The sequence below is a fragment of the Actinomadura sp. NEAU-AAG7 genome, from assembly GCF_018603865.1.
Classification (GTDB): Bacteria; Actinomycetota; Actinomycetes; order Streptosporangiales; family Streptosporangiaceae; genus Spirillospora; species Spirillospora litoris.
The window spans coordinates 295,984-318,654 of the sequence record NZ_JAHFZY010000007.1; the positions used below are offsets into that span (position 1 = coordinate 295,984).

Genomic DNA, 22,671 nt, shown 5'->3' on the forward strand with positions numbered 1-22,671 from the left:
TTTCGGTAGGGGAAAGGGAGAAATATCGGACCCGGCGCCGAATCATGAGCGGCAGGTGCCCGCCGGACCGGGCTGGTGCTCAGGGTGGTCGCAGTCGTGGTGCTCGGCGGCGAGGTCACGAGCCGCCTTCACGGCTCTGCGGAAGGCCGCCTCGAACGCGGCGGGATTGGAGGTGAGGGTGGCGACGATGCGGTCGAGATGGACGCCTTCGGTCCGGCCGGTCGCCTCGACGAGGTCGGCCGGTGTTGCGGGGAGGGCCGCGAGCCCCGAGACCAGGTTGCCCGCCATGCCGCGAATTGAGGCGTCGAGGAATCCACTGCCCATGAGGTCGTGGAGAATGGTTGCGGCGAGGTGGTGAGCGGCAGCCGCGGGCAGGTCACGCGCCTGTGTGAGGATGAGGCCGTAGTTGTGATGCGTGACGGCAATGGCGGGAGCGTCGTTGTAGGGATACTGGGTGCGAAGGGCGTCGCCGCAGAGGAGCAGGGCGGTGTCGATATGGCCGCGTGCTTTTTCGACCGCTGCCAAGGAGGCGAGCACGGCACCGAGCTTGCGCAGGTCACCATGGTTTTCGTAGAACTCGCGGCCATCCCGCAAGAGGGCCAGGGCCTCGTCGGTACGACCGAGCCGCATGAGCGGAAAGTAGCGGTCCGTTCGATGATCTGTCAGCTCGTAGGGCAGCGCTTTGTGCTCACCGAAGTTGTCGATCAAGCGGTCTGAGTAGCTGAGAGCTCGTTCCCAGTCGCTGGAGGCGTTGGCGGCCTTGAAGCCGATGCCCAGGAGTTTCACGCGGTCGCGCCAGAGGGCTTCGGACTCTCCGCCGGTGGACTGCTGAGCGCCGACCCGGGCGAGGAGCCCTTCGACATCGGTGAGGACCTGCTCGTACCGTCCCTGCGCGGCGGTGATCTGGAGCGTCTCGATCTCGATGGAGAGCTGCACCTGTGGTCCGCGGCCGGCTCGGCGCGCGTATTCGGGAAGCTCGGCATAGACGCGAAGTGCCTCGGCCAGGCGGCCGGCCCTGTGCTGTCCTCGCCCCAGATCCCCGGCCACGATATAGGCGAGGTCGTCTCGCCCCGCGGACACGGCGTCGGCCAGGAGCCGTTCGAGTTCGGTGAGGGCCGCCGGCGGGTCGATGTGCGTGACCACTCTGGTCAGCGAGTGACGGGCGAGCAGTTGATCGTCGGTGCCCGCGGTGGCGGTGACCAGGCGGCGGGCGAAGGGCAGCAGGGTGGCGACCATGGCGGGTGTGGGGTTGAGGTTCATGATAACGGCCAGCAGGAACCGCGCATCGTCCAACCGGCCGGTGCGCATGAGGTAGGGCAGCGCGCAGGCGGCGGCGACGAACGCGACGCGATTGTTCTCCTCGTCCAGTCGCTCGCTTTGTGAGGCCCGGTAGAGGCTGCTCCAGTAGTCCGCCGCCTCGGTGTCCGCGGCGGCCCGCAAGCCTGGTGGGCTCTGTTGGACGATGGTGGCGGCGATGAGCGGGTGCACGCGCGCGACGGCCACCTTCCCATTGGCGGGGTTCTCGGTAATGGCGATCAGGGCGCGGCGGGCCAGGGAGCGGAGTAGCGCGTCCGAGTCGGGGGCCTGGCCGGGGAGATCGACCCGGCGCCATGTCGCCGGCCAAGCGTAGGGCAGAACGCCGAAAAGGAGGCCGTTCGTCCGGTCTTCTTCTTCCAGGGCGCAGAGGAACTGGAGGAAGATCCGCTCGGGCTCGGGCAGCCGACCGGCGATCGCCGACGTCCACGCGGTCAGAACGGCCGTGAAGCCTTCGTCGGGCGACACCGTCCCGCCGTGGGTGAAGAGTTCACCCAGACGAGCGGCGCGGTGTTCCCAAGCGGTGCCGGCATCGGCGAGCAGAGCGTTCAAGGAATCCAGGTCGTCGGCGTGAGCCGCGGCGAGTTCCAGAAGCTTCGGGTGCCCCTGCGCCATGGTGAGTACGCGGGCCGCTGCCGTGCGTCCCCTCCCGGCCGAGAGCCCGGGTGCTCGGCCGTCCATCAGCGCACGGAGGGGAGGGAGATCACGAGCGAGCAGGACGGCCTCATCACGCGACAGCGCGTGCACGGCCGCGACGTGGAGTTCGGTGCCGCGCAGGGATCGCCGGGTCGTGACGATCAGCTTGGACCGGCCCCGGCGGGCGGCGAAGGCGTGCAGAACCCGTCCCCATCGCGGGTCCTGCCAGTCTCCGCCATCGCCGAGAAGGGATTCCGCGTTGTCTACGACGACGAGGACACGCGCGTGCTCGGCGATTCCAGCCAGCATCGACAGGGCCTGCTCCAGCCGCTCCTCCTCGTCCAGGAGGTGGACCAACCGCACATCGGGGAGCACAGTCTCCAGCGCGGCGACGAAACGCGGGAGCGCGTCGGAGATATCCGCACCTTCGGCCGGGGCCGTGAACCACACGAAGGCGGAAAACGTGTCCGCGTGGGTGTGGGCGAGTTCCAGAGCGCAGGTGGTCTTCCCCGCCCCGGCCATCCCATGCAGGACGACCCCGGGCACACCGCTCTGCGGCGCCAAGGCCGCACTGGCCCCGGCCATGACCGACACGCGGCCGACGAACCTCTCCGGCAGCTCCGGAAGCCCCGCGGCCTCATGCGCGGGATGGTAGGAGCCCGAAGGCGCGTGGACGGTGGTGGCGGCGCCAGGCGGGCTGAAGATGGCGGGGGTGGCCACCGACAGCGCGGGGCGTCCCGCGGTCGGCGGCACCGTCACCAAGGCGGGCAGTGCCCGCGCGAGGGCGCCGGGCAGGCTCCGCCCCCCGCCGATGACCTGCTCGTACACGGATGCGGCGAGATCGACGGCGAATTCGCTGGTGACCGGATAGCGCATCGCCAGCACCGCGCACTCCAGCCGGTCGGCCAACGCCATCGCCGCCGCGGACACGACCACCGGCCCGGCCTCCCCCGCCGCGCTCGCCTCGCCCGCCTCATCGCCGCCGTGGTCGAGACCGAGCAGCCGCAGTTGCTCGGCCGCCCCCGGAGCCGCCGACGAACAGGTCGACAGCGTGACCAGCTTCATCTGATCGGCCATCGGCTCCAGGAGCGCGACGAGATCGCCGGTCGTGACCAGGTCGGGACTGCCGTCCGGTCGTTCCAGCAGAACCGCGCCGGCCGTGCCGTGCCCGGAAAGGTGAAGGACATCCCAGCCCTCGACGTCCTCGACCACGTCCCGGAGCAGTTCCCGGGTCACTCCATACTGGAGAACCTTCAGTTCCAACGCCAGATCGTGGGCCGCAGCCATCCGCTTCATGAGCCGCGCGAGTTCGTACCGTTCTTTGCGCAGGTCCAACGCGGAGGCCCCGTCCGGAGCGCTGAACAGGCCCAGTATCCGCAACCGGTCACCTATGGGCCGCTTCGCCGATCGCGAAGCCCGCCCTATTCCGAAGACCAGCCCGACACCTCGCACGGCGAGCATCGCGCCGTCCACGATGGCGGACTCCAACGGGTACAACGCGACCACCTGGGCCGCGCCGGGGAGCACCACGTCCACCGCCGCGGGAGCGCGCATCACCAGCGCCGTGCCGACGGCCCCGAAGACCTGGGCGCCGATCCACCTGCCGACCAGGTGCACGATGCGCGCCTCATCCACGAGACGCCGGTCGGGGGCGGCGCGTAAGCGCAGGTACTCGTGCAGATCGCACATAGCCTCGTACTGCCAGCAAGTGGCGTCGAGAACGACCTCATGCTCGGCAATGACGGCGCCGTCGGGCTCGGTCAACCGCCATCGCCAGCGCAGCGGCCCGGCGAACCCCACGACCTCCAGGCGCAACGGCCCATGCATCGGCCCCAGCCCCTCGCATCCGCCGCATGGAGACGGTCTTCACGTTAACCGTGATTCACCTGGAAAGGCCGACCACGCAAGGACCTCAGGCCGGATCCGGCCGAGCGAGGTGGCGAGTCGGCCAGCGCGAGCCCGGTCTGCCGGCGCGGCCCAGTGGCCGACGCGGGAAGGACGTTACATCCCGCTCGACCTCGATTCGCAGCAAGGTTCACATTTCGGAGGGTTAGCTAATTCGACAACTCTGTCGTCGGCGGGACACCGCACCGCTTGCAGCCGTTCGCGTGGTCGTTCCGACAGACGTAGCGGATGGCGCCTTCCACGCACCATTCGGCAGCTGCTTCGGACAGCAGGTCCGGCCCGGCAAGCAGGAGCCGGCGCAGTTCAGCGCTGTCCGCAATGTCGGCCGGACGGCTGATGAACCACTCGTCGAACCAAGGCTGGTCCCGGTGCACGCGCCAGTGCCCGTGCTCCCGGTCGTCGACTGCGGCAACGAACCGATCGACGATACGCCCCCAACCAGGTGCGCCGAACCAGCCGTTGTCGAACGCGCAGAAGAACTCGATCAGGGTCCGCAGGCCGAACTCCTGCTCGTGGAGGCGGTACGCACGGCCCCAGCCGATCGCGTTCTGTGCCATCTCCGCGAGGTCGTCGCGCGGATCATCCTGGTGCGCCGGGTCGTCAGGGTTGTGGCAGGCCAACCCGAGCTCCAGCACGGACTGTCCAGTCGGCAGAACCCGAGACGGGTCGACGATCGCGAGACCGACAGCGACCCAGTCGACATGGTCGAACGACAGCATCGAGCGCACGAGCCGGGTGGTCGCCGCGTTGATCCGCATCATCATGCCGTCGTGCAGCGGGCTCCTGCCGGCATGCCAGTTCTCGACAGGCGTGTTGCGCCACAGGGCGAGCGTGATCCGGGTGGCGGCGAGCCACAGCAGAGCGTCGTCGTCAAGGTGCCCGAACCGGCCGACGCACTCCTGGGCACCGTACCGGATCAACTCCCGCCGGCTCGGTCGCGCGTGGCCGTCGGAGCTTTCAGGTTCGACGTACTCGTAGTCGCTGGCGTACTCGTCGAGGATCTCGTTGAGCTCGGCTGCGCTGTCGGCGACGTCGTACTCGAAGCCGTCCGGCCCATTGACGGTGTACACGTCGTGGTCCCACGTGACTTGCACGTCGCCCCAGAGCACGACGTCGTCGCACTTGTCGATGGCGCCGTCAGTCACTACCGGCCTGATCGTGATCGGCGCAATTCGCCCATCAGTACGCCCGTCGTCCTGTTTGGCCGCCCACGCGGTGATGACGCCGAGCGGCTTCGAGACGAAGGGACCGACCTCGGTGAAGCTGAACGGCTCCTCGTACTCATCGGTGTCGAACCGGCTGTTGATGAACGCGACCGCCTCGGCAGGTGTACTGACGATGGCCTCGGCGCCACTGTCGTTGTCGACAACTCGCCACAACACACTGTTCTTCACGACGGTCTCCGATCGAGGTGGGCACACCCAGGGCCGGCAGGACGCGCCGAGTTACTCGGCGCTGACTCCAATGATGGGGTGACCGTCCCCTCCGTAAATCCCGCAGGCGCTCATCGGCGAAGATGCCTGAGCGGACGGTGTGCAACCTACATTTCGCGACGGTAGTGACACACCCGAGATCGAGAAGAGTACGGCGGTGTATCTGCGAAGTCTGCGCTGCGGAGCGCCTCACCCGGCGTCGAGTAGTCCATGAACGACAGCCGGACACCGCTCTCGGTTCCTCCCTGGTCGTAGCACCAACCGACCACGATCGCCCTCACACCGTCGTACCCGCCTCAGCGGCAGCTTCCGCAGTGGTCGTGATGCCCTGCCGAACCCAGTACTCAACCGTATTGTCGTCCTGCCTACAGAAGCCCGCCAGCAGATTCGCCGCCTCCGGTTCGCACGGGGTGGCCTACCGGCTCCCCATCGCCCGCCGCCACCGATGCCCTCGCCCTCGGCAGCGCGGCGTCCAGCTCACCGATCAGATCCGACGAGGCGGACGCCTTGAGCCGGGAAGCTTCCGCTGGTAGCTCGACGGGCTTCATGTCCTCGCTCGTCAGACCAGGCCGACAGGTCCGGCTGAACGTGTTGCCGCTAACACCGAGGGTAGGCGTCTAGGCTCTTTCCGGGTCAACAAGCGGCCCAGTTGCGACCACCATCGAATCGCGTGCTACCACTCCCCCATGTGTGCTCCCGTTGCTCCCGTCGGCGGCAGGGAGCAAACGGAGGCACGCAGGTTTCCTCACCCGTCCTGAACGGATGTCAACAAGCGTCAACGACCTACGCTGACCTGCGGCATCTCACAAAGCCGCGGGTCAGTCGGAATCGCGGACTACCTTGACACGGTAGAGGCCACTGGTTCGATCCCAGTATCGCCCACTTGCCTTCCTATGCTCGTTGAGCCCGGATGTCCACCCGGGGGGGCGACTCCCGGGCCCCCGAAGTGCTCGCGCGCTGGCGCGCACTGCCGGTACAGGTTCGTGGTCAGCTCGCTCCTCTGAACACCGCGCTTCACAGCCACGTGCGGGCCGCACGTCTCTGCGTGGTCGGCGCCTTCGGGGGCGTGGTGGATGTTCTGGCGCAGCCGGGTCCGACCGGAATCGGGTGCCGGGGGAATGCAACAATGCGGGGCTTTCGGCGTCTCTTGGTGTGAACTCAAATCTGGATCTTCTGCCCGTCGCGGTCGAGCGGCCAGGCTCGTCCAGCGAAGACGCAGGTCCGGGGCGGTGGAGGGCGTGGCTCCTTCCCTCGGTGCCCGCGCTGCTGGCGCTGGCGATGGGGCTGTGGGGGGCCGGACGGCTGTCGCTGTGGCGGGACGAGGCGATCACCTCCGAGATCGCCCGGCGCTCGGTCCCCGACATCCTGCGGTGCGCGCGGCACATCGACGCCGTCCACGCCGCCTACTACCTGTTCATGCACGGCGTGGTGCAGGTCTTCGGGACCGGCGAGCTCGCGCTGCGGCTCCCCTCGATCGCGGCGCTGGCGGCCACGGCGGCGGGCGTCACCGTCCTCGGCCGCAGGATCGTGTCCGGGGCCGCCGGGCTGGTCGCCGGCGTGATCTGCGCGGGGGCTCCGTTCGCCAGCCACTACGCGCACGAGGCCCGGTCGTACTCCCTGGTCGCCGCGCTCACCGTGTGGCTGACCGTGCTGCTGGTGGATCTCGCGGAGCGGGGCTCCCCGCGCCGGTACGCCGCCTATGGCGCGGGCATCGCGCTGCTCGGGCTGGTCCATCTGTTCGCGCTGCTCATCCTGCCCGCCCATCTGGTGACCCTGCTGATGACGCGGCGCACCAGGACGATGCTGCGCCGCTGGTCGGCCGCCTCGGCGGGGGCCCTGGTCGCGGTGAGCCCGCTGATCGCGCTGGCCGCGACCCAGCGCAACGCCCTGGACTGGCTGACGCGTCCGGGATGGCGCGACGTGCGCTTTCTGGCGGAGTCGTTCACCGGCCCCCGGATCGTGGCGTACGTGCTCGGGGCTGCGATGGCGGTGGGACTGGCCACGGCGCGGCGGCGCGGCCCGATCGGCGTGCAGGCGCTGGCCGTGCCATGGCTGCTGCTGCCCGCGGCGGTGCTGCTGCTGGCCTCGCAGTTCCATCCCGTCTTCACGGGCCGCTACGTGATCGGCAGCCTCCCCGCCATGGCGCTGCTGGCCGCCGCCGGGCTCGCCCGGCTGCCCTACCGGGCGTGGGTCGTGCCGCTCGTCGCGATGGCCGTCCTGGTGGCGCCGCTGCATGTGGAGCAGCGCCGTCCGGAGAACTGGTGGGACGACCTTCGCGGGGCCGCCGCGATCGTCGAGCGGGAGGCGCGGCCCGGCGACGCGATCGTCTTCGTCACCGCGGACCGGCGTTCGATCGCCGAGGCGTACCCGGACGCGTTCCGCGGGCTGCACGACGTCACGCTGCGGCGGACCCCCGCGCAGGCGGGCAACTTCGGCGGCACCGAGTTCGCCCCGGCCGAGATCGACCGCCGGGTGGCCGGCGCCGCGGCGACCCGGGTCTGGCTGCTGGAGGGGCCCTGGCGCATGCCGTCCCTGGCACCGCGGGACCGCGCTAAGGTCGATGTCCTCCAGCGGCACTTCCGGCAGGCCGGTGCCTGGCGTGTCCGCGGCATCACGCTGTCGCTGTTCCAGCGGGAAAAAGTTCGGCCGCCCATGCAACATCCACGCCCCGGAGGCGTCTCTTCCCCGTGAGGCTCCTCAATTCCGGCCCCGCGGACCTGGCGGTGCACTCTCCCGAGAGGGCGGTGACCCAGTTGTACGAAGCGCACGCCCCCGACCTCGTCAGGCTGGCCCTGGTGATGGTCGGTGACAGGGCGACGGCCGAGGACGTCGTCCAGGACTCCTTCCTCGGCCTCTACCGGCGGTGGGAGCGGCTGAAGGACACCGGCAAGGCGCTGACCTACCTGAGGTCGTCGGTGCTCAACAACTGCCGGTCGGTGCTGCGCCGCCGGAGCCGCCGCCTCCTCGGCGCCCAGGAGCCGCCCGCAGCCTCGGCGGAGAGCCGCGTCCTGGACCGGGAGCAGGGCAAGGAGATCCTCGACGCGCTGCGCCGCCTGCCGCACCGGCAGCGTGAGACGCTGGTGCTCCGGTTCGTCCTCGACCTGTCCGAGGAGGAGACCGCGCAGATCATGCGGGTGAGCCGGGTCACGGTCCGGACCAACACCTCCCGCGGGCGCACCGCCCTCGAACGCATGCTGGGAGAGGCCCGGTGAACATCGAACGGCTGCTGAAGGACGCCGCCGCCGCCGAGACTCGCGGGGTGACGCGCGAGTCGCTGCCGCCCCTGTCCCTGCCCGCCGCCCGCCGCCGTCCGGCGCGGCGGTGGACCGCGCCCGTCGCCGCCGTCCTCGCCATGGTCGCGGTCGCGGCCGTGAGCGTCGGCCTCCGCGGCGTCCTGCGCGGCCCGGACGCGCTCGGCGCGCACGAAGGCCCCCCGTACTTCCTCGCGACCCAGCGCAAGGGCGGCGCCGGGGTCTTCGACTCCTGGACCGGACGCAAGATCGCCGACATCCGGCCCGATGCCGGGCACTACACCGCGCTCGCGGTGTCGGCCGACCGGCGCACCGCCTTCCTCGCCGCCGAGACCGGCTCCTGCCGCACCCACATCGAGAAGGCGACCCTGCGCCGCGACGGAACCGTGGCGAGCAGGACGACGCTGCCCGGCGAGTTCGGCCCCCCGGCGGACGAGATGGCCGCCACGGCGGACGGCGGCCGCGTCGCGCTCACCTTCGACAACACCACCGGGTGCGTCGGCGACGACCTGGCGGTCGTCGAATCCGCCTCCGGCACCACCCGGGGATGGCGCGTGTCGCCGGGGGGCGCGGACACGCTGTCGTCCGCGCAGTCCCCGGTCTGGGCGGCGGACGGCCGCGCCCTCTTCCTCGCCGAGAACGTTCCGGCGGGGCCCGGGGAGGACTACACCGGCCCCGACCTGAGCGAGCTCGACACCCGCACGGCCGGCGCCGGCCCCCTCCGCGCCCGCCCCGTCCTGAGGGGCATCACCGACCTGTCCTCCCTCCGGCCCTCCCCGGACGGGCGCACCGTCACGGCCATCAAGAAGAACTTCGGCGCCGACAGCGCGCTCAGCTCCATCGCGATCCTGGAACTGACCCTGAGCAGAGGCGGGTCCGAGGAGACCTCGTCCGTCCGGGAACTCGCCCGCATGACGGCCCGGCAGATCGCGCCCGCGCCGTCGGCGGGTTTCCAGACCACCCTCGACGCGACCGGCAGGCACCTCCTCGTCAGCTCCGGCCACGACCGCGCCGTCTTCCGCATGGACGACGGCCGCGTCCGCCGGCTCCCCGACGTCCACCGCGACCTGGACCTGATCGCCTGGTGACCCCCACGGAGCGGCAGTTCGGCATCAGTACGTCATGACGCGGGTGCTGGTGTAGCCCTGGATGAAATTGATTTCGACGTACCAGCTCCGGTTCTCCTGGCCGATGTTCTGCAGGCAGTGGCCGGCGGACAGCGTCGAGGCGCTGCCGACGCCCTGCGCCTGCCCGTCGCCGGTGTAGTGCGGGCCGCCGGAGTCGCCCTTCTCGGTGCAGGTCGTGTCGCGGGTCAGGTTGTAGATCGTCCGTCCGATATCGGAGAGGTACACCGACTCCCAGCGGGCGCGGATGACGCCGCAGGTGATGTTGGTGGTGAAACCCGATTTGCATATCGAGCTTCCGATCGGCCGCTCCTGGGTCCCGCGGACGAGCAGGAAGTTGTCGGCGGCCGTGTGGAGGGAGATGTACGGGCCCTGATGCCAGAAAGCGGTGTCGATGGCGCCGATGACACCCCAGTCGTAGTCCGCTGAGGAGAACCACCAGCGGCCCATCGGGGTGGAGATGTTGTGGGAGTTGGCGAAGCCGTTCACCGTCGTGGACTTGGCGCAATGCCCTGCGGAGATGACCACGGGGGAGGAACTCCCGGGAGCGTCGGGGAAGCTCTGGACGGCGTTGAATCCGACCGAGCAGATGGCCTGCCCTGACAGGATGCCCTCCCCGCCGTCCAGCCATTCGGAGGACGAGACGGCCGGTTGGGCGGTGGTCTCGAACCGCACGGCGTCGCCCTCGGCGGCCGCCGCCCTGGCCAGGGCGCCCCGGGCGCGCCCGGCGATGGTGGTGACGACGACGCGGTTGGCGACGGGATCCACCCGCCAGGACGTCACGCCCGAGGCCGCGGAAGGCGTCGCCCTCGCCTGCGCGTCCAGCTTGGCCTTGACGGCGCGGAGCTCGGCGAGGCCGTGCCCCTTCGACAGGACTCGGGGGACGGCGCCTCCCCTGATCACGCGCGGTGCGAGCGCGCCGTCGGTGAGGTTGACGATCAGCTTGCCGGACGCCGCGTCGAACCAGGAGCCCGCGTAGCCCGGCCCCAGGGCGGGGATCAGGGCGGCCTCGGCCTTGGCCGCCGCGTCCTCGGCGGCGAGGCGGCGGCGGGCGGTGGCCTCGTCGATGCGCAGGTCGCGCTGCATCGCCTTGAGGACCAGGGCCGATCCCTGCGCGTCCGGCGGACGGGGCGCCCCGGCCCGCGCGGCGGTCGACAGGCCGCACACGAGGATGGTCGCGCTTACCAGGGACAGAAAAGATCGGGCTCCGGCTCTTCTCATCATCGCGCCTTCCGAGGTTTCGGTATCCACTGGTCGACGATCACAAGTCACGGGAGCCTGAGCCGAAGCATAATCTCGTCCAGGGGCATAAAAGGTGTCATGTGACCTGGTTCGGCCAGCGGCGAGAAATGGTCTCTTAGAAGGAGCCGCAACACCTGGACCACCACGCCAAAAGATCGGCATCGCGAATGACCTTGGTCTCCGTCGGCGAGATGGGGCGCTCACAAGAAGAACTCCGACGCTCAGGCGTCGGAGTTCCTCGTATTGCCGGCCTTCGGGGACGCTAGGCGGTCGAGGCCCATTTCTTGAGCGCGTCCTGGTTCTCGAAGTCGGCGACGTTCTTGTCGAGCGGTTCGGAGGTGTACTGGTGGAAGCGCCATTCGTCGTGGATGAGCGGATGTCCGGCCTTGCGGTAGTCGGCGATCCAGAGGCCGTCGGCCTTGTGGTCGCCGGTGCTCTTCCTGGTCCACAGGTCGCGGTTGACGTAGAGGACCAGCCGGTGGCCGGGACGCAGCCTGCTCACCTCTTGCAGGAACTTGTCCTTCTGGGCGCTGGTGGCGAGCCGGCCCTTCGGGTCGGTCTCCCAGTCCAGGGCCAGGATGTCCCCGCGCTCGGCACCGCAGTGCTCGACGAAGTAGCGGGCCTGCGCCGTGATCCGGGCCGGGCTCAGCCCCCGGCGGCCGAGCAGGAAGTGGTAGAAGCCCACCACGCAGCCCGCGCGGCGGGCCCGCGCGGGCTGCTCGGCCCGGAGGGGGTTGGTGTAGGAGCGACCCTCGGTCGCCTTGACGATCACAAAGTCCAACCCCTCGGCCTCGAAGGAGGGGTTGTGGGACGAGACGTCGATGCCGTGCAGCACGACGACCACCTTTCGGCTCTCACGCCGACCCCGTCCACTACGCGTTCCTCCACGATCCGGGCGCGAACGTGCCGCTGGGCGACAAAGCCGACTCGGCACGGCCACATCAAGGGGCCCTGGGGGCAGAGCACGTTTCGAAGTGGCCGCAACCGCCACCTGGGCGCGTTGCTGAGCGGCGACGACGCCGGAGGCGAGTGCCCTGGGCCTTGACTCGGATGAACACCGGCTAGTTCGTGCGGGCGCTGGGGAGGTGCTCGCCGACGTACCCGATGTGGATCTTCGCCCGGTCGGCCAGGACGTCCAGGAAATGGACGCGGGGCGCCGGGGCCAGCGTGTCGAGTTTGATGTGGGCGCCCATGAACGCGCGGCCGGACGGGTCGGTGCTCGGGTCGACGGGGAAGGTGCGGGCCTGGCGGTAGCGGTGGTTGCGCTCGGACATGTCCGACTCGCTCATCGCGATGATGTGGGCGCTGATGAGCGCGCCCGGATGCCCGGACGTGAGGAAGGCGTAGAAGGTCGCGAGGTCGGGGCCGGGGGGCCTGCCGTTGTCCAGGCAGCGGCGTTTCGCGGTCGCGTAGTGGTGGAGCGAGGTGAACGCGTCGGCGAGTTTGCGGCGCCAGCCGTCGGCCTTGGGGTGGTGGTCGAGCCGGTCGCTCGGGTCGGGGTCGAGCCGGGTGAAGTCCAGCAGCGGGTACTGGTCGGCGGCCTGGGCCAGCAGTTCGCGCATGCTGCCGGGGACGGTGTCGGTGACGACGGCGGCGTCCGGGCCGGCCTGCCCGGCGCGGGTGAGGGCGGCCAGCCGGTGCGCGAGGATCCCGCGCTCGCGGACGGCCGTGTCGCGCTCGGCGGACAGGCGCTGGTTCTCGGCCAGCAGGGTGTCGTTCTCGGCGGTGAGGTCGGCGAGCAGGTTCAGCTGCGGGCGGGTCTGCTGGAGTTGCTCGTCGAGCGAGGTCACCTGGGTGCACGTGCGCTGGTGCTTGTCGCGCAGTTGCCGGTGCTGCTCGCACAGCCGCTGGTGGGCCTCGCGCAGCCGCGCGAGTTCGGCCTTGGCGCCGGCCGGCTCCGCCTGCCCGGACGGCTCGGGCACCGCGGGCGGCTTCGGGGGCGCCGGCTTCGGCGGGTCGGGCTCTGGCAGGCGCGGGACGGGCAGCGCCGGTGGTCGCGCGGGGACGGCCGCGTCCCCGGGGGCGGCGAGCCTGCGCAGCAGGGGGTGCTCGTCCAGGAGGGCCGCGGCCTCGGCGGCCGGGCCGGTGGGGGCGTGCCGGACGCAGGCCGTGGCGCAGTTCGCGAACAGCGGCTCCGACCAGCCGGGCCGCCGCAGCGCGGCCTTGGAGAAGACCACGTCGCGCGCCGCGTCCCCGGCCCGTGTGGCGGGCGCGAACCACCGCGCGCCGCCCACCGGGACCGGGCGCTGGGGCAGCCTGCGGGCCAGCGACTTGCGCGCGCGGGCGGAGGCCACCACCACCGTGCACAGCCCGGGCCAGACCGTGGCGGCCAGCTCGTCGGGGGTGGGGCCGGCGGGTCCGGGCGCGGCGGTGATCAGCACCCCGGTGGTGCGTGCCGGATCGGCGAGCGCTCGGGTCAGCCGCTCGTGGTCGTCCGCGGTGGCCATGACGATCAGGCGGCCGAGCGGTGGGGAGCCCGGCATCTCGCTCGCCCCGATCTCGCTGGTCTCCAGCTCCGTCCAGTTCGGGGCGTCGGCGGCGATGACCGGACCGGCGAACACCGGCACCCCGCTCGGATCGCGCACGCCCGCGCCGGCCAGCGCGAGCGTCGCGGCGGGCGAGTCGGCGGCGCCGCTCCAGCCGTGGTCGGCGTAGGCGCTGCACCCCCACTCCACCCTGTCCGGCTCGTCCGGCCCGGCCCGCTCCCCCACCACCAGAGCGGCGACCACCAGGCCCGCGTCCGGGTCGCGCCAGGACGCCGTCGTCGCCATGGACCGGTCGGCGGCTCCCTTGGCGGGCTTCCACGGCCGGAACGTGACGTCCGCCGCGTCGAACTCCTCCGTCAGGTGGGTGACCACGGCTCCGACCGGGTCGGTGGGACTGCTGTGCAGCTCACCTCGCATCCACAACCGCGCGAAGCGATCGGCCCGAACGGCGGCGGCGGGGGCGGTCATGGGAAGGGTCCCTCCTGTTTGGCGGGCGGACGCCCCGCCGGACGGTCACGTGGTGCGAGCGCGCGTGCGCTCACTGACACCGATGATGCCGGGCCGCGCCCGTCCCGTCCCCTAATCACGAAGATCTCGCCGCGCGGATCCCTGACACCCGAGGTGACCGGGACGGGTGGCCGGTGGGCAAGGGAGATGTCGCCCGGCCGCTGCGCCGAACCCGGAGACCGGTCAGCCGGGGTGGATCTCCCCTCCGGCGGGGACGAGGTTCTGGCCCGTGTAGTAGGAGGACAGCCGGCTGCTGGCGAAGAAGACGTAGGAGGGGGCGATCTCGTCCGGGTCGGCGGCGCGGCCCATGGGGGCCTGCTCGCCGAAGCCCTCGACGCGGTCCTCGTCGAAGGTGGCCGGGATGAGCGGGGTCCAGACCGGGCCCGGGGAGACGATGTTGACCCGGATGCCGCGTTCCACGAGCGACTGGGCCATGCACTGCGCGAAGGTCATCGCGGCCGCCTTGCTGGCCGAGTAGTCGATCAGGCTGGTGTTGCCGCGCAGCCCGTTGATCGATCCGGTGACGACGATGGAGCCGTCGTCCGGCAGGTGGTCGAGGGCCTCCTGGACGGTCCAGAAGAGGCTGTGCACGTTCACGCGGAAGGTGCGGTCGAGCTGGTCGGTGCCGATCTCGCGGACGTCCTCGACCGGCCGCTGGGTGCCGTGGTGCAGGACCAGGACGTCCAGGCCGCCGAGCTCCTCCGCCGCGCGCCGGACGACGTCGCGGGCGTGCCGCTCCTCGGCCAGGTCGCCGCCGAAGGTCGGGCAGCGCCGGCCCTCGGCCTCGACCAGGCCAGCGGTGTGCCGGGCGTCCTCGTCCTCCTCCAGGTAGGTGATCGCGACGTCGGCGCCCTCCTTGGCGAACGCGACCGCGACCGCGCGTCCGATGCCGGAGTCTCCACCGGTGATCAGCGCCCGCCGTCCCGCGAGCAGGCCGCGCCCCTCGTAGCCGCGCATCTCGTCGCGCGGACGCGGATCCATCTTCGACGTCTCACCCGGATACGGCTGGCTCTGGCCCGACGGGCTGGTCACGTGGTCACCTCGCATGAAGTCGCTGCCGCCGCGGGGGTCCTCCGCGAGCGGGCCGCCGTCGGTGGCGGCTCGTCCGGCCATTCCCGTCTGCCACGAGCCTTAACGTTCGCGCGGCCGTTTCACACCGACCGGGCGCCGGGTAGGTGGGGCCGCGCGCCGACCGCGACAGCAGGAGGGCCCGTGCACGACACACCGGCCGCATCGACGGACCGCGTCGACGACGTCTGGGGGACGAGGACCCCGGGCGGATCAGGCTCGCCATGGCCGGTCCGGGTCGACCAGTACCTCCACGCGGGGATCTCCGAGGACGAGGTCGAGTGGGTTCGGTCGGCGTGCGTGCTGTGCTCGAACGGCTGCGGGATGGACGTCGCCGTGCACGACGACCGGATCGTCGGCGTGCGGGGCGCGGCGCGCCTCCGACCGCGTCAACCACGGACGGCTCGGGCCGCAGGGCCTTTTCGGCTGCGCGGGAGGCGGAGATCGGACCGCCTGGGACGCGGGGCTGCTCGACGTCGTCGGCGAATGCCGCGAGGCGGCGGAGACGCGCCGCAAGTGGCTCCGCACCCGGATCAAGGGCACCGCCCCGCAGGTCCTCGTCAGCGGCGAGCGGGGCGGTGCCGACGGCCAGAGATCAGGGGGCAGGGGTCAGGAGGGCGGCGCGGGGATCGGGTTCGCGGCCAGCGCCGTGGCGGCGGCCACCAGGTTGGAGGCCATGGCCCGCCCGGTGCTGTGCGACCAGTCCTTGCCCTCCTCGCTCTCCAGGTAGGTCGGGCCCGGCCCGGGGCCCCGGTTCCAGTACGTCCACGCCTGGCCCGGGATCGTGTAGCCGAACTCGTTCAGCGCGCCGCTCAGGTTGTTGATCACGTGGTGGGCGCCGTCCTCGTTCCCGGTGACGATCACCCCGGCGACCCGGTTGAAGGCGACGGGGCGGCCGGCGTCGTCGGTCTCCGACAGCATCGCGTCCATCCGCTCGATGACCCGCTGGGCGACCGAGGACGGCTGTCCCGCCCACGTCGGCGAGGCGAGGATCAGGATCTCCGACTCCAGCAGCGACTTGTGCACGGCGGGCCACGGGTCCCCGTCGCCGAGGTCGGTCTCCACGCCCGGCGGGATGTCCAGGTCCACGGCCCGGACGGTCTCCACCGTGACCCCCCTCGCCCGCAGCGCCTCCTCCACCACCGAAGCGAGCGCGTGGGTGTTGGAGGTCGCCGGTGAGCGCTTCAGGGTGCAGTTGATCACTACGGCGCGCATCGGCGCCCTCCTTCGGGTCCGGTGGATCGGTCCCCGGCGAAGTACCCGGGCCACCGCCGCGAAACGTCGGGGGCGGGAGGGGCGCCCGTGGAACGGTCAGGCGGTGAGCACGGGGACCGCGCGCAGCGGCGAGCGGCCCCGCGACGCGACGGCGGGGACTGCCTGGGTGAGGCGCGCGGTCTCGGCGTCGGCCGCCGCCGGATCCGACATCGCCTGCAGGCGCCGGATGATCAGGCCCTCGCGGATCGCCCACGGGCAGATGTCGACCCGGTCGATCTCCAGGGTCGTCATGAGCGCCTCGGCGACGATCGCGCCCGCCAGGATCTGCGGCGCCCGGGGCCGGGACACCCCGGGCAGCTTCGCGCGGGCGGCGGCGCGCTTGGACGCCAGGACGGGGATCTGCTCGCGGAGCCGCTCCAACTCCAGCACCCGCCGCGTGTACGGGCCGTCCTTGCGCCGGGGCGCCCCGGTCAGCCGCGCGAGCTGGGTGAAGGTCTTGGACGTCGCCACCGGACGCACCGGCCGCTCGTCGTCCAGCCCGGCGAGCACCCGGGCGGACGTCTCGGACAGCCGCTCGTACACCCGGCGGCGCAGCCGGCGCACGTGCTTGCGGGAGGGCGGGTCCCCCGGCAGGTGCGCGCGGGTGAGCCGGCCCGCGCCGAGCGGCAGCGACACCGCCAGCGCCGGCTCCTGGCCCTCCCCGTGGGCGATCTCCAGCGATCCGCCACCGATGTCGGCCAGCAGCAGCCGCCCGCCCGACCACCCGTACCAGGCGCGGGCGGCGAGGAACGTCAGCCGCGCCTCGTCCCGGCCGGACAGGAAGCCGAGCCGCACCCCGGTCGCCGCCGCGACCTCGTCGACGATCTCCCGCTGGTTCGCCGCGTCCCGCACCGCCGACGTCGCGAACGCGACCAGTTCCTCGACGCCGTGCTCGGCGGCGGCGTACACGGCCTCGCCCACCGACAGGACCAGCCGCTCCATCGCCTCCCGCGCCACCCTCCCCTCGGCGTCGACCGCCTCGGCCAGCCTGGTCGGACGCTTGACCGTCGTCACCGGCGCCGGCGGCGCGCCCACCTTGAGGTCCATCACCTTGAGATGGGCGGAATTCGAACCCACGTCCAGCACACCGATTCGCATGCCGACGCTTTACCCACATAAGTCCGTTTCATTGCCGTTCTCGGCACGACGCACCGTGTTCGTCCCGTTCCCCATGGGTGTCGTCGAGCCCATGGGGCGCCGCGCTAAGGGGTGGCGGCGAGGGGCCTGGTGTACTGCCAGAAGGCCCGGTTGATGGTGGCCGTGAGGGTCTTGGAGAACAGGCCGACGGGGCCCGCCCAGCCGATCTCGGCGGTGCGCAGGCCCAGCCGGTCCCGCTGCTCGGCCAGGCACCGCTTCATCAGGACCGTTCCGAGGCCCGCGCGGCGGTGGGCCGGGTCCACGGCCAGCGGGCCGACGATGTGAAGCTGGTTGAGGCCGTAGGCGACGAAGCCGATGACCTCCTCCCGGTGGGTCGCCACGAGGCAGCCCGCCTCCGGGTTGTCCAGCGTGACCTCGATCTCCTCCACCCAGGCCTCCTCCGCGCCTCCGACGCCCGAGCCGACCCACGCCTGGAGGGCGGCCTTGTCCTCGGGCCGGGCGCGCTGGACGCGGATTCCGGAGTCGGCCAGCCGTTTCTCGTCCTCGGCGGTGTCGAGCGGGGCCTCGAATAGGTCGACGTCCATGTTGACGAAGCAGTGCCTGCGGGAGAATCCCAGCGCCTCGAAGAAGCCGATCGCGGGGGTATAACGAAGATCGACTCCGGGCCAGAGATAGCAGGGGGAGTTCCCCTGCACGGTGATCGCCGCACAGCCCCGGCCCAGGAACTCCGCTTCGAGATGCGCGACGAGGCGGCGCGCTATTCCCGCGCGCCGGGCCGAGCCGTCGACGGCGAGCAGGTCGATGACCCCGTCGGGGGCGGGCGAGCGCGTCACCGAGCCGAATGCCGCGCCCAGCAGCGCTTCGCCGCAGGTGGCGACCACCACGGACCGGGGCCGGCGCATCAGCAGGGCGGGGTATCCCGCCGCCGCCCGGTCGAGCTGGAGTTCCCGTTCGCAAAGGGCGCTGATCTGCGGCAGGTCCGCATCCGAGGCCGCCCGCACCGTGATCTGCCGTGTCGAATCCGCCAACGAGCCGACCCCGCTTTCATCACCATATGAAGCGCTTTCGCCATCGCGTTGTCAATACCCTTCCATTGCTTGGACCTCCGGTCAAGAGGTCCATTCTTCGGTGGATTCATAGATGATCATTCAATGAAAAATAGGGGTTGCGCGCGCCCGGCCGGGTGGGTACCCGGCGCGCCGGCCCTCCGCGTTAGGGGCGCGTTAGGGACGCGTTAAGCCCGGCCCGTCCGGCGCTAAGAAGCCGTCAAGACACCTCAAATCACCCCTGACCGGGAGTTCTACTCATCTGGCGCCCTTCCGGACGGCGGGGCGGTCCTTCGACAAGGGAAGCGAGAGATGTCCGATCTGGCGTTCGTCCTGCTGACGGTGGCGCTGTTCGCCCTGTTCGCGCTGGTCGTGAAGGCGGTCGAGCGGCTGTGACCGCGCAGAACACGGTCGGCCTGGTGCTGGCCGTCCTGGTGACCGTCCTGCTCGTCGCGGCCCTTCTGTTCCCGGAGCGTCTCTAGTGAGTTCGACGACTGCGGGGGTCCTGTTCCTCGGATCCCTCGTGCTCGCCCTCGTCCTGACCCACAGGCCGCTGGGCGACTACATGTACCGGGTCTACTCCGGTACGCGGCACACGCGCGTGGAGCGGTGGATCTACCGGCTGGTCGGCGTCAGGCCCGACGCCGACCAGCGGTGGGGCGTGTACGCGCGCGCCGTCCTCGCGTTCTCGGTGGTCGGCGTCCTGTTCCTGTACGGGTTCCAGCGGCTCCAGAACCGCCTGCTGCTGAGCCTCGGAATGGACCCGGTCAAGCCCGACCAGGCATGGAACACGGCGGTCAGCTTCGTCACCAACACCAACTGGCAGTCGTACTCGGGCGAGTCGACCATGGGCCACCTCGTGCAGATGACCGGGCTCGCGGTGCAGAACTTCGTGTCGGCGGCGGTCGGCATGGCGGTCGCGGTCGCGCTGATGCGCGGGTTCGCGCGCCGCCGGACGGAGGGCCTCGGCAACTTCTGGGTCGACCTGGTGCGGGGGACGCTGCGGATCCTCCTCCCCGTCGCCTTCCTCGGCGCGGTCGCGCTGGTGGCGGGCGGGGTCGTGCAGAACCTCCAGGATCCGGCCGACCACACGGTGACGACGGTCACGGGCGGGTCGCAGACCCTGCCGGGCGGGCCGGTCGCGAGCCAGGAGGCGATCAAGGAGCTGGGCACCAACGGCGGCGGGTTCTTCAACGCCAACTCGGCGCATCCGTTCGAGAACCCGACGTCCTGGACGAACTGGCTGGAGATGCTGCTGATCCTGCTGATCCCGTTCGCGCTGACCCGCACGTTCGGCCGGATGGTGCGCCAGCCGCGCCAGGGCTACGCGATCGCGGCGGTGATGGGCCTGCTGGCGCTGGTCAGCGTCGCGCTGACGATGACGCTCCAGGCCGTGCACCACGGGACCGTTCCGACCGCGGTCGGCGCCGCGACGGAGGGCACCGAGGCGCGGTTCGGCGTCCTGGACTCGGCGGTGTTCGCCGCCGTGACCACGCTGACCTCGACCGGCGCCGTGGACTCCTTCCACGACTCCTACACGAGCCTCGGCGGGATGATGACGATGCTGAACATGCTGCTCGGCGAGGTCGCGCCCGGCGGGGTCGGCTCCGGGCTGTACGGGATGCTGGTGCTCGCCGTGATCACGGTGTTCGTCGCCGGGCTGATGGTGGGCCGCACCCCCGAGTACCTGGGCAAGAAGATCGGCGCCCGCGAGATCAAGCTGGCGTCGCTGTACTTCCTCGTCATGCCGGCTCTGGTGCTGGCCGGGACGGGCGCCGCCGCCGCCACCGGGCACGGCCGCGCGGGGATGCTGAACTCCGGCCCGCACGGCCTCAGCGAGGTGCTCTACGCGTTCACCTCGGCGTCCAACAACAACGGGTCGGCGTTCGCCGGGCTCACCGTCAACACGGTCTGGTACGACACGGCCCTCGGCCTGTGCATGGCGGTCGGGCGCTTCCTGCCGATCGTCTTCGTGCTCGCGCTGGCCGGGTCGCTGGCCCGGCAGGGGCACACGCCCGAGTCGGACGGCACGCTGCCCACCCACCGGCCGCAGTTCGTCGGCATGGTCGCCGGCGTCACGGTCGTCCTCGTCGCCCTCACCTTCCTGCCCGTGCTGGCGCTCGGACCGCTGGCCGAAGGAGTCCACTGATGTCCCTCCAGACGCGGGCCGCGCGGACGCCCGCACGCACCCCCTCCCCCGGCGGGAGGCCCGGCGGCGCCCGGCGCGGGCTCCTCGGCCCCGGCGTGCTGGCGGCCGCGCTGCCGGACGCGCTCCGCAAGCTCGACCCCCGCACGCTGTGGCGCAACCCGGTGATGCTGATCGTGGAGGTCGGCGCGGCGTGGTCCACGGTGCTGGCGTCCGTCCGGCCGAGCTGGTTCGGCTGGCTGGCGGTCGGCTGGCTGTGGCTGACGGTGGTCTTCGCGAACCTGGCGGAGGCGGTCGCGGAAGGGCGCGGCAGGGCGCAGGCCGAGACGCTCCGCCGCGCCAAGCGCGACATGGTGGCCCGCCGCCTCACCGGCTGGCGGCCCGGCGGGCCGGACCCGCGGGAGGAGACCGTGCCCGCGCCCGAGCTGCGGCAGGGCGACCACGTCGTCGTCGAGGCCGGGGAGACCGTCCCGGCGGACGGGGACGTCGTCGAGGGCATCGCCAGCGTGGACGAGTCGGCGATCACCGGCGAGTCGGCGCCGGTGATCCGCGAGTCCGGCGGCGACCGCAGCGCGGTGACCGGCGGGACGCGGGTGCTGTCGGACCGGATCGTCGTCGAGGTCACGCAGCGGCCGGGCGAGAGCTTCATCGACCGGATGATCTCGCTGGTGGAGGGGTCGAGCCGGCAGCGGACGCCGAACGAGATCGCGCTCAACATCCTGCTCGCCGCGCTGACGATCATCTTCGTGCTGGCGGTCGCGACGCTCCAGCCGATGGCGATCTACTCCATGGGCGCCGACCCGGGCGTGCCGGGCGGCCTGGCGCTGGATTCCGGCGGGATCACCGGGATCGTGCTGGTGTCGCTGCTGGTGTGCCTGATCCCGACGACGATCGGCGCGCTGCTGAGCGCGATCGGCATCGCGGGCATGGACCGGCTCGTCCAGCGGAACGTGCTCGCGATGAGCGGGCGCGCGGTCGAGGCGGCGGGCGACGTCGACACGCTGCTGCTGGACAAGACCGGCACGATCACGCTCGGCGACCGGCAGGCGGCGGCGTTCCTGCCGCTGGGCGGCGTGGCCGAGCGGGAACTGGCGGACGCGGCGCAGCTCGCCAGCCTCGCCGACGAGACGCCCGAGGGGCGCTCGGTCGTGGTGCTGGCCAAACGGCTGCACGGGCTGCGCGAGCGCACGCCCGGCGAACTGGACGGCGCGGAATGGGTCCCCTTCACCGCGCGGACCCGGATGTCGGGCGTCGACCTGCCCGGCCGCCGGCTGCGCAAGGGCGCGGCGAGCGCGGTCGCGGCGTGGGCGCGCGAGCGGGGCGGGGACGTCCCGCCGGGGCTGGGCCGCGCCGTCGAGGAGATCTCCTCCTCGGGCGGGACGCCGCTGGTGGTGGGCGAGTCCGGCCCGTCCGGGACGCGGGTCCTCGGGGTGATCCACCTCAAGGACGTCGTCAAGCAGGGGATGGCGGAGCGGTTCGCGGAGATGCGGGCGATGGGCATCCGCACCGTGATGATCACCGGCGACAACCCGCTGACCGCGAAGGCCATCGCCGACGAGGCCGGGGTGGACGACTTCCTCGCCGAGGCGACTCCGGAGGACAAGCTCGCGCTGATCAAGCGGGAGCAGGAGGGCGGCCGGCTCGTCGCGATGACCGGGGACGGCACCAACGACGCGCCCGCGCTCGCGCAGGCCGACGTCGGGGTCGCGATGAACACCGGCACCTCGGCCGCCAAGGAGGCCGGGAACATGGTCGACCTGGACTCCGACCCGACCAAGCTCATCGAGATCGTCGGGATCGGCAAGCAGCTCCTGATCACGCGCGGCGCGCTGACCACGTTCTCCATCGCCAACGACATCGCCAAGTACTTCGCGATCATCCCGGCGCTGTTCCTGACGCTGTTCCCCGGCCTGGACGCGCTCAACGTCATGCGGCTGCACAGCCCGCAGTCGGCGATCCTGTCGGCGGTCGTGTTCAACGCGCTGGTCATCGTCGCGCTGATCCCGCTGGCGCTGCGCGGCGTGCGGTACCGGCCGGGCGGGGCGTCCGCGCTGCTGTCGCGCAACCTGGCCGTCTACGGGCTCGGCGGGATCGTCGCGCCGTTCATCGGCATCAAGCTCATCGACCTGTTCATTCAATTTCTTCCGGGGATGTCCTGACA

Annotated in this window: 15 protein-coding genes; 6 read left to right on the forward strand and 9 right to left on the reverse strand. The window is 71.5% G+C overall.

Features of this window, described 5'->3' with window-relative positions; genetic code table 11:
- Positions 1-42 precede the first annotated feature (42 nt).
- Positions 43-3,765, reverse strand: a complete 3,723-nt coding sequence (locus KLI87_RS30805) for a CHAT domain-containing protein (RefSeq protein ID WP_214619862.1) — start codon at positions 3,763-3,765, stop codon at positions 43-45.
- A 239-nt stretch (positions 3,766-4,004) separates the two neighbouring features.
- A complete protein-coding gene (locus tag KLI87_RS30810; RefSeq protein WP_308166324.1) occupies positions 4,005-5,249 on the reverse strand; it encodes a hypothetical protein in 1,245 nt (414 codons plus the stop codon).
- 1,293 nt (positions 5,250-6,542) lie between these two features.
- Here KLI87_RS30810 and KLI87_RS30815 point away from each other — a divergent pair.
- From KLI87_RS30815 to KLI87_RS30825, 3 genes are read left to right on the forward strand one after another with little or no spacing between them, the layout of a single operon-like run.
- A complete protein-coding gene (locus KLI87_RS30815; RefSeq protein ID WP_214619863.1) occupies positions 6,543-7,979 on the forward strand; it encodes a glycosyltransferase family 39 protein in 1,437 nt (478 codons plus the stop codon).
- 53 nt (positions 7,980-8,032) lie between these two features.
- A complete protein-coding gene (locus KLI87_RS30820) occupies positions 8,033-8,500 on the forward strand; it encodes an RNA polymerase sigma factor (protein WP_214619864.1) in 468 nt (155 codons plus the stop codon).
- The gene (locus KLI87_RS30825; RefSeq protein WP_214619865.1) at positions 8,497-9,627 is read left to right on the forward strand and encodes a hypothetical protein; all 1,131 of its coding nucleotides are present in this window, start codon (positions 8,497-8,499) and stop codon (positions 9,625-9,627) included. Before KLI87_RS30820 ends, KLI87_RS30825 begins: the two co-directional genes overlap by 4 nt.
- 24 nt (positions 9,628-9,651) lie before the next feature.
- Here KLI87_RS30825 and KLI87_RS30830 read toward each other — a convergent pair whose 3' ends face one another.
- From KLI87_RS30830 to KLI87_RS30860, 7 genes are all read right to left on the reverse strand, one after another.
- Entirely contained in the window at positions 9,652-10,830 is a 1,179-nt protein-coding gene (locus tag KLI87_RS30830; RefSeq protein WP_214619866.1) for a S1 family peptidase, read from the reverse strand.
- A gap of 337 nt (positions 10,831-11,167) precedes the next feature.
- On the reverse strand, positions 11,168-11,740 hold the full coding sequence (locus KLI87_RS30835) for a GH25 family lysozyme (RefSeq protein WP_214619867.1): 573 nt from the start codon (positions 11,738-11,740) through the stop codon (positions 11,168-11,170).
- A 226-nt stretch (positions 11,741-11,966) separates the two neighbouring features.
- Entirely contained in the window at positions 11,967-13,859 is a 1,893-nt protein-coding gene (locus KLI87_RS30840; RefSeq protein ID WP_214619868.1) for a hypothetical protein, read from the reverse strand.
- 222 nt (positions 13,860-14,081) lie between these two features.
- Positions 14,082-14,879 (reverse strand): SDR family oxidoreductase, encoded by a 798-nt coding sequence (locus KLI87_RS30845; protein WP_156218836.1) that lies wholly within the window; start codon positions 14,877-14,879, stop codon positions 14,082-14,084.
- A gap of 696 nt (positions 14,880-15,575) precedes the next feature.
- Positions 15,576-16,181, reverse strand: coding sequence for a flavodoxin family protein (locus KLI87_RS40535; RefSeq protein ID WP_156218642.1), 606 nt, complete (start codon positions 16,179-16,181; stop codon positions 15,576-15,578).
- A gap of 96 nt (positions 16,182-16,277) precedes the next feature.
- Complete coding sequence (locus KLI87_RS30855) at positions 16,278-17,318, reverse strand: Ppx/GppA phosphatase family protein (RefSeq protein WP_156218643.1); 1,041 nt, start codon at positions 17,316-17,318, stop codon at positions 16,278-16,280.
- A 104-nt stretch (positions 17,319-17,422) separates the two neighbouring features.
- Complete coding sequence (locus KLI87_RS30860; protein WP_214619869.1) at positions 17,423-18,346, reverse strand: GNAT family N-acetyltransferase; 924 nt, start codon at positions 18,344-18,346, stop codon at positions 17,423-17,425.
- 410 nt (positions 18,347-18,756) lie between these two features.
- Here KLI87_RS30860 and KLI87_RS40540 point away from each other — a divergent pair, with 410 nt between their 5' ends.
- From KLI87_RS40540 to kdpB, 3 genes are read left to right on the forward strand one after another with little or no spacing between them, the layout of a single operon-like run.
- A complete protein-coding gene (locus KLI87_RS40540; RefSeq protein WP_156218645.1) occupies positions 18,757-18,846 on the forward strand; it encodes a K(+)-transporting ATPase subunit F in 90 nt (29 codons plus the stop codon).
- A complete protein-coding gene (gene kdpA / locus KLI87_RS30870; protein WP_214619870.1) occupies positions 18,846-20,513 on the forward strand; it encodes a potassium-transporting ATPase subunit KdpA in 1,668 nt (555 codons plus the stop codon). Before KLI87_RS40540 ends, kdpA begins: the two co-directional genes overlap by 1 nt.
- Positions 20,513-22,669 (forward strand): potassium-transporting ATPase subunit KdpB, encoded by a 2,157-nt coding sequence (kdpB, locus tag KLI87_RS30875; protein WP_214619871.1) that lies wholly within the window; start codon positions 20,513-20,515, stop codon positions 22,667-22,669. The genes kdpA and kdpB overlap by 1 nt, the downstream gene beginning before the upstream one ends.
- Positions 22,670-22,671 lie beyond the last annotated feature (2 nt).

Excerpts from the sequence above, each read along its gene's own strand:
- KLI87_RS30840 (WP_214619868.1), bottom strand. The coding sequence starts at position 13,859 with ATGACCGCCCCCGCCGCCGCCGTTCGGGCCGATCGCTTCGCGCGGTTG.
- KLI87_RS30845 (WP_156218836.1), bottom strand. The coding sequence starts at position 14,879 with ATGGATCCGCGTCCGCGCGACGAGATGCGCGGCTACGAGGGGCGCGGC.
- KLI87_RS40535 (WP_156218642.1), bottom strand. The coding sequence starts at position 16,181 with ATGCGCGCCGTAGTGATCAACTGCACCCTGAAGCGCTCACCGGCGACC.
- KLI87_RS30855 (WP_156218643.1), bottom strand. The coding sequence starts at position 17,318 with ATGCGAATCGGTGTGCTGGACGTGGGTTCGAATTCCGCCCATCTCAAG.
- kdpB (WP_214619871.1), top strand. The coding sequence starts at position 20,513 with ATGTCCCTCCAGACGCGGGCCGCGCGGACGCCCGCACGCACCCCCTCC.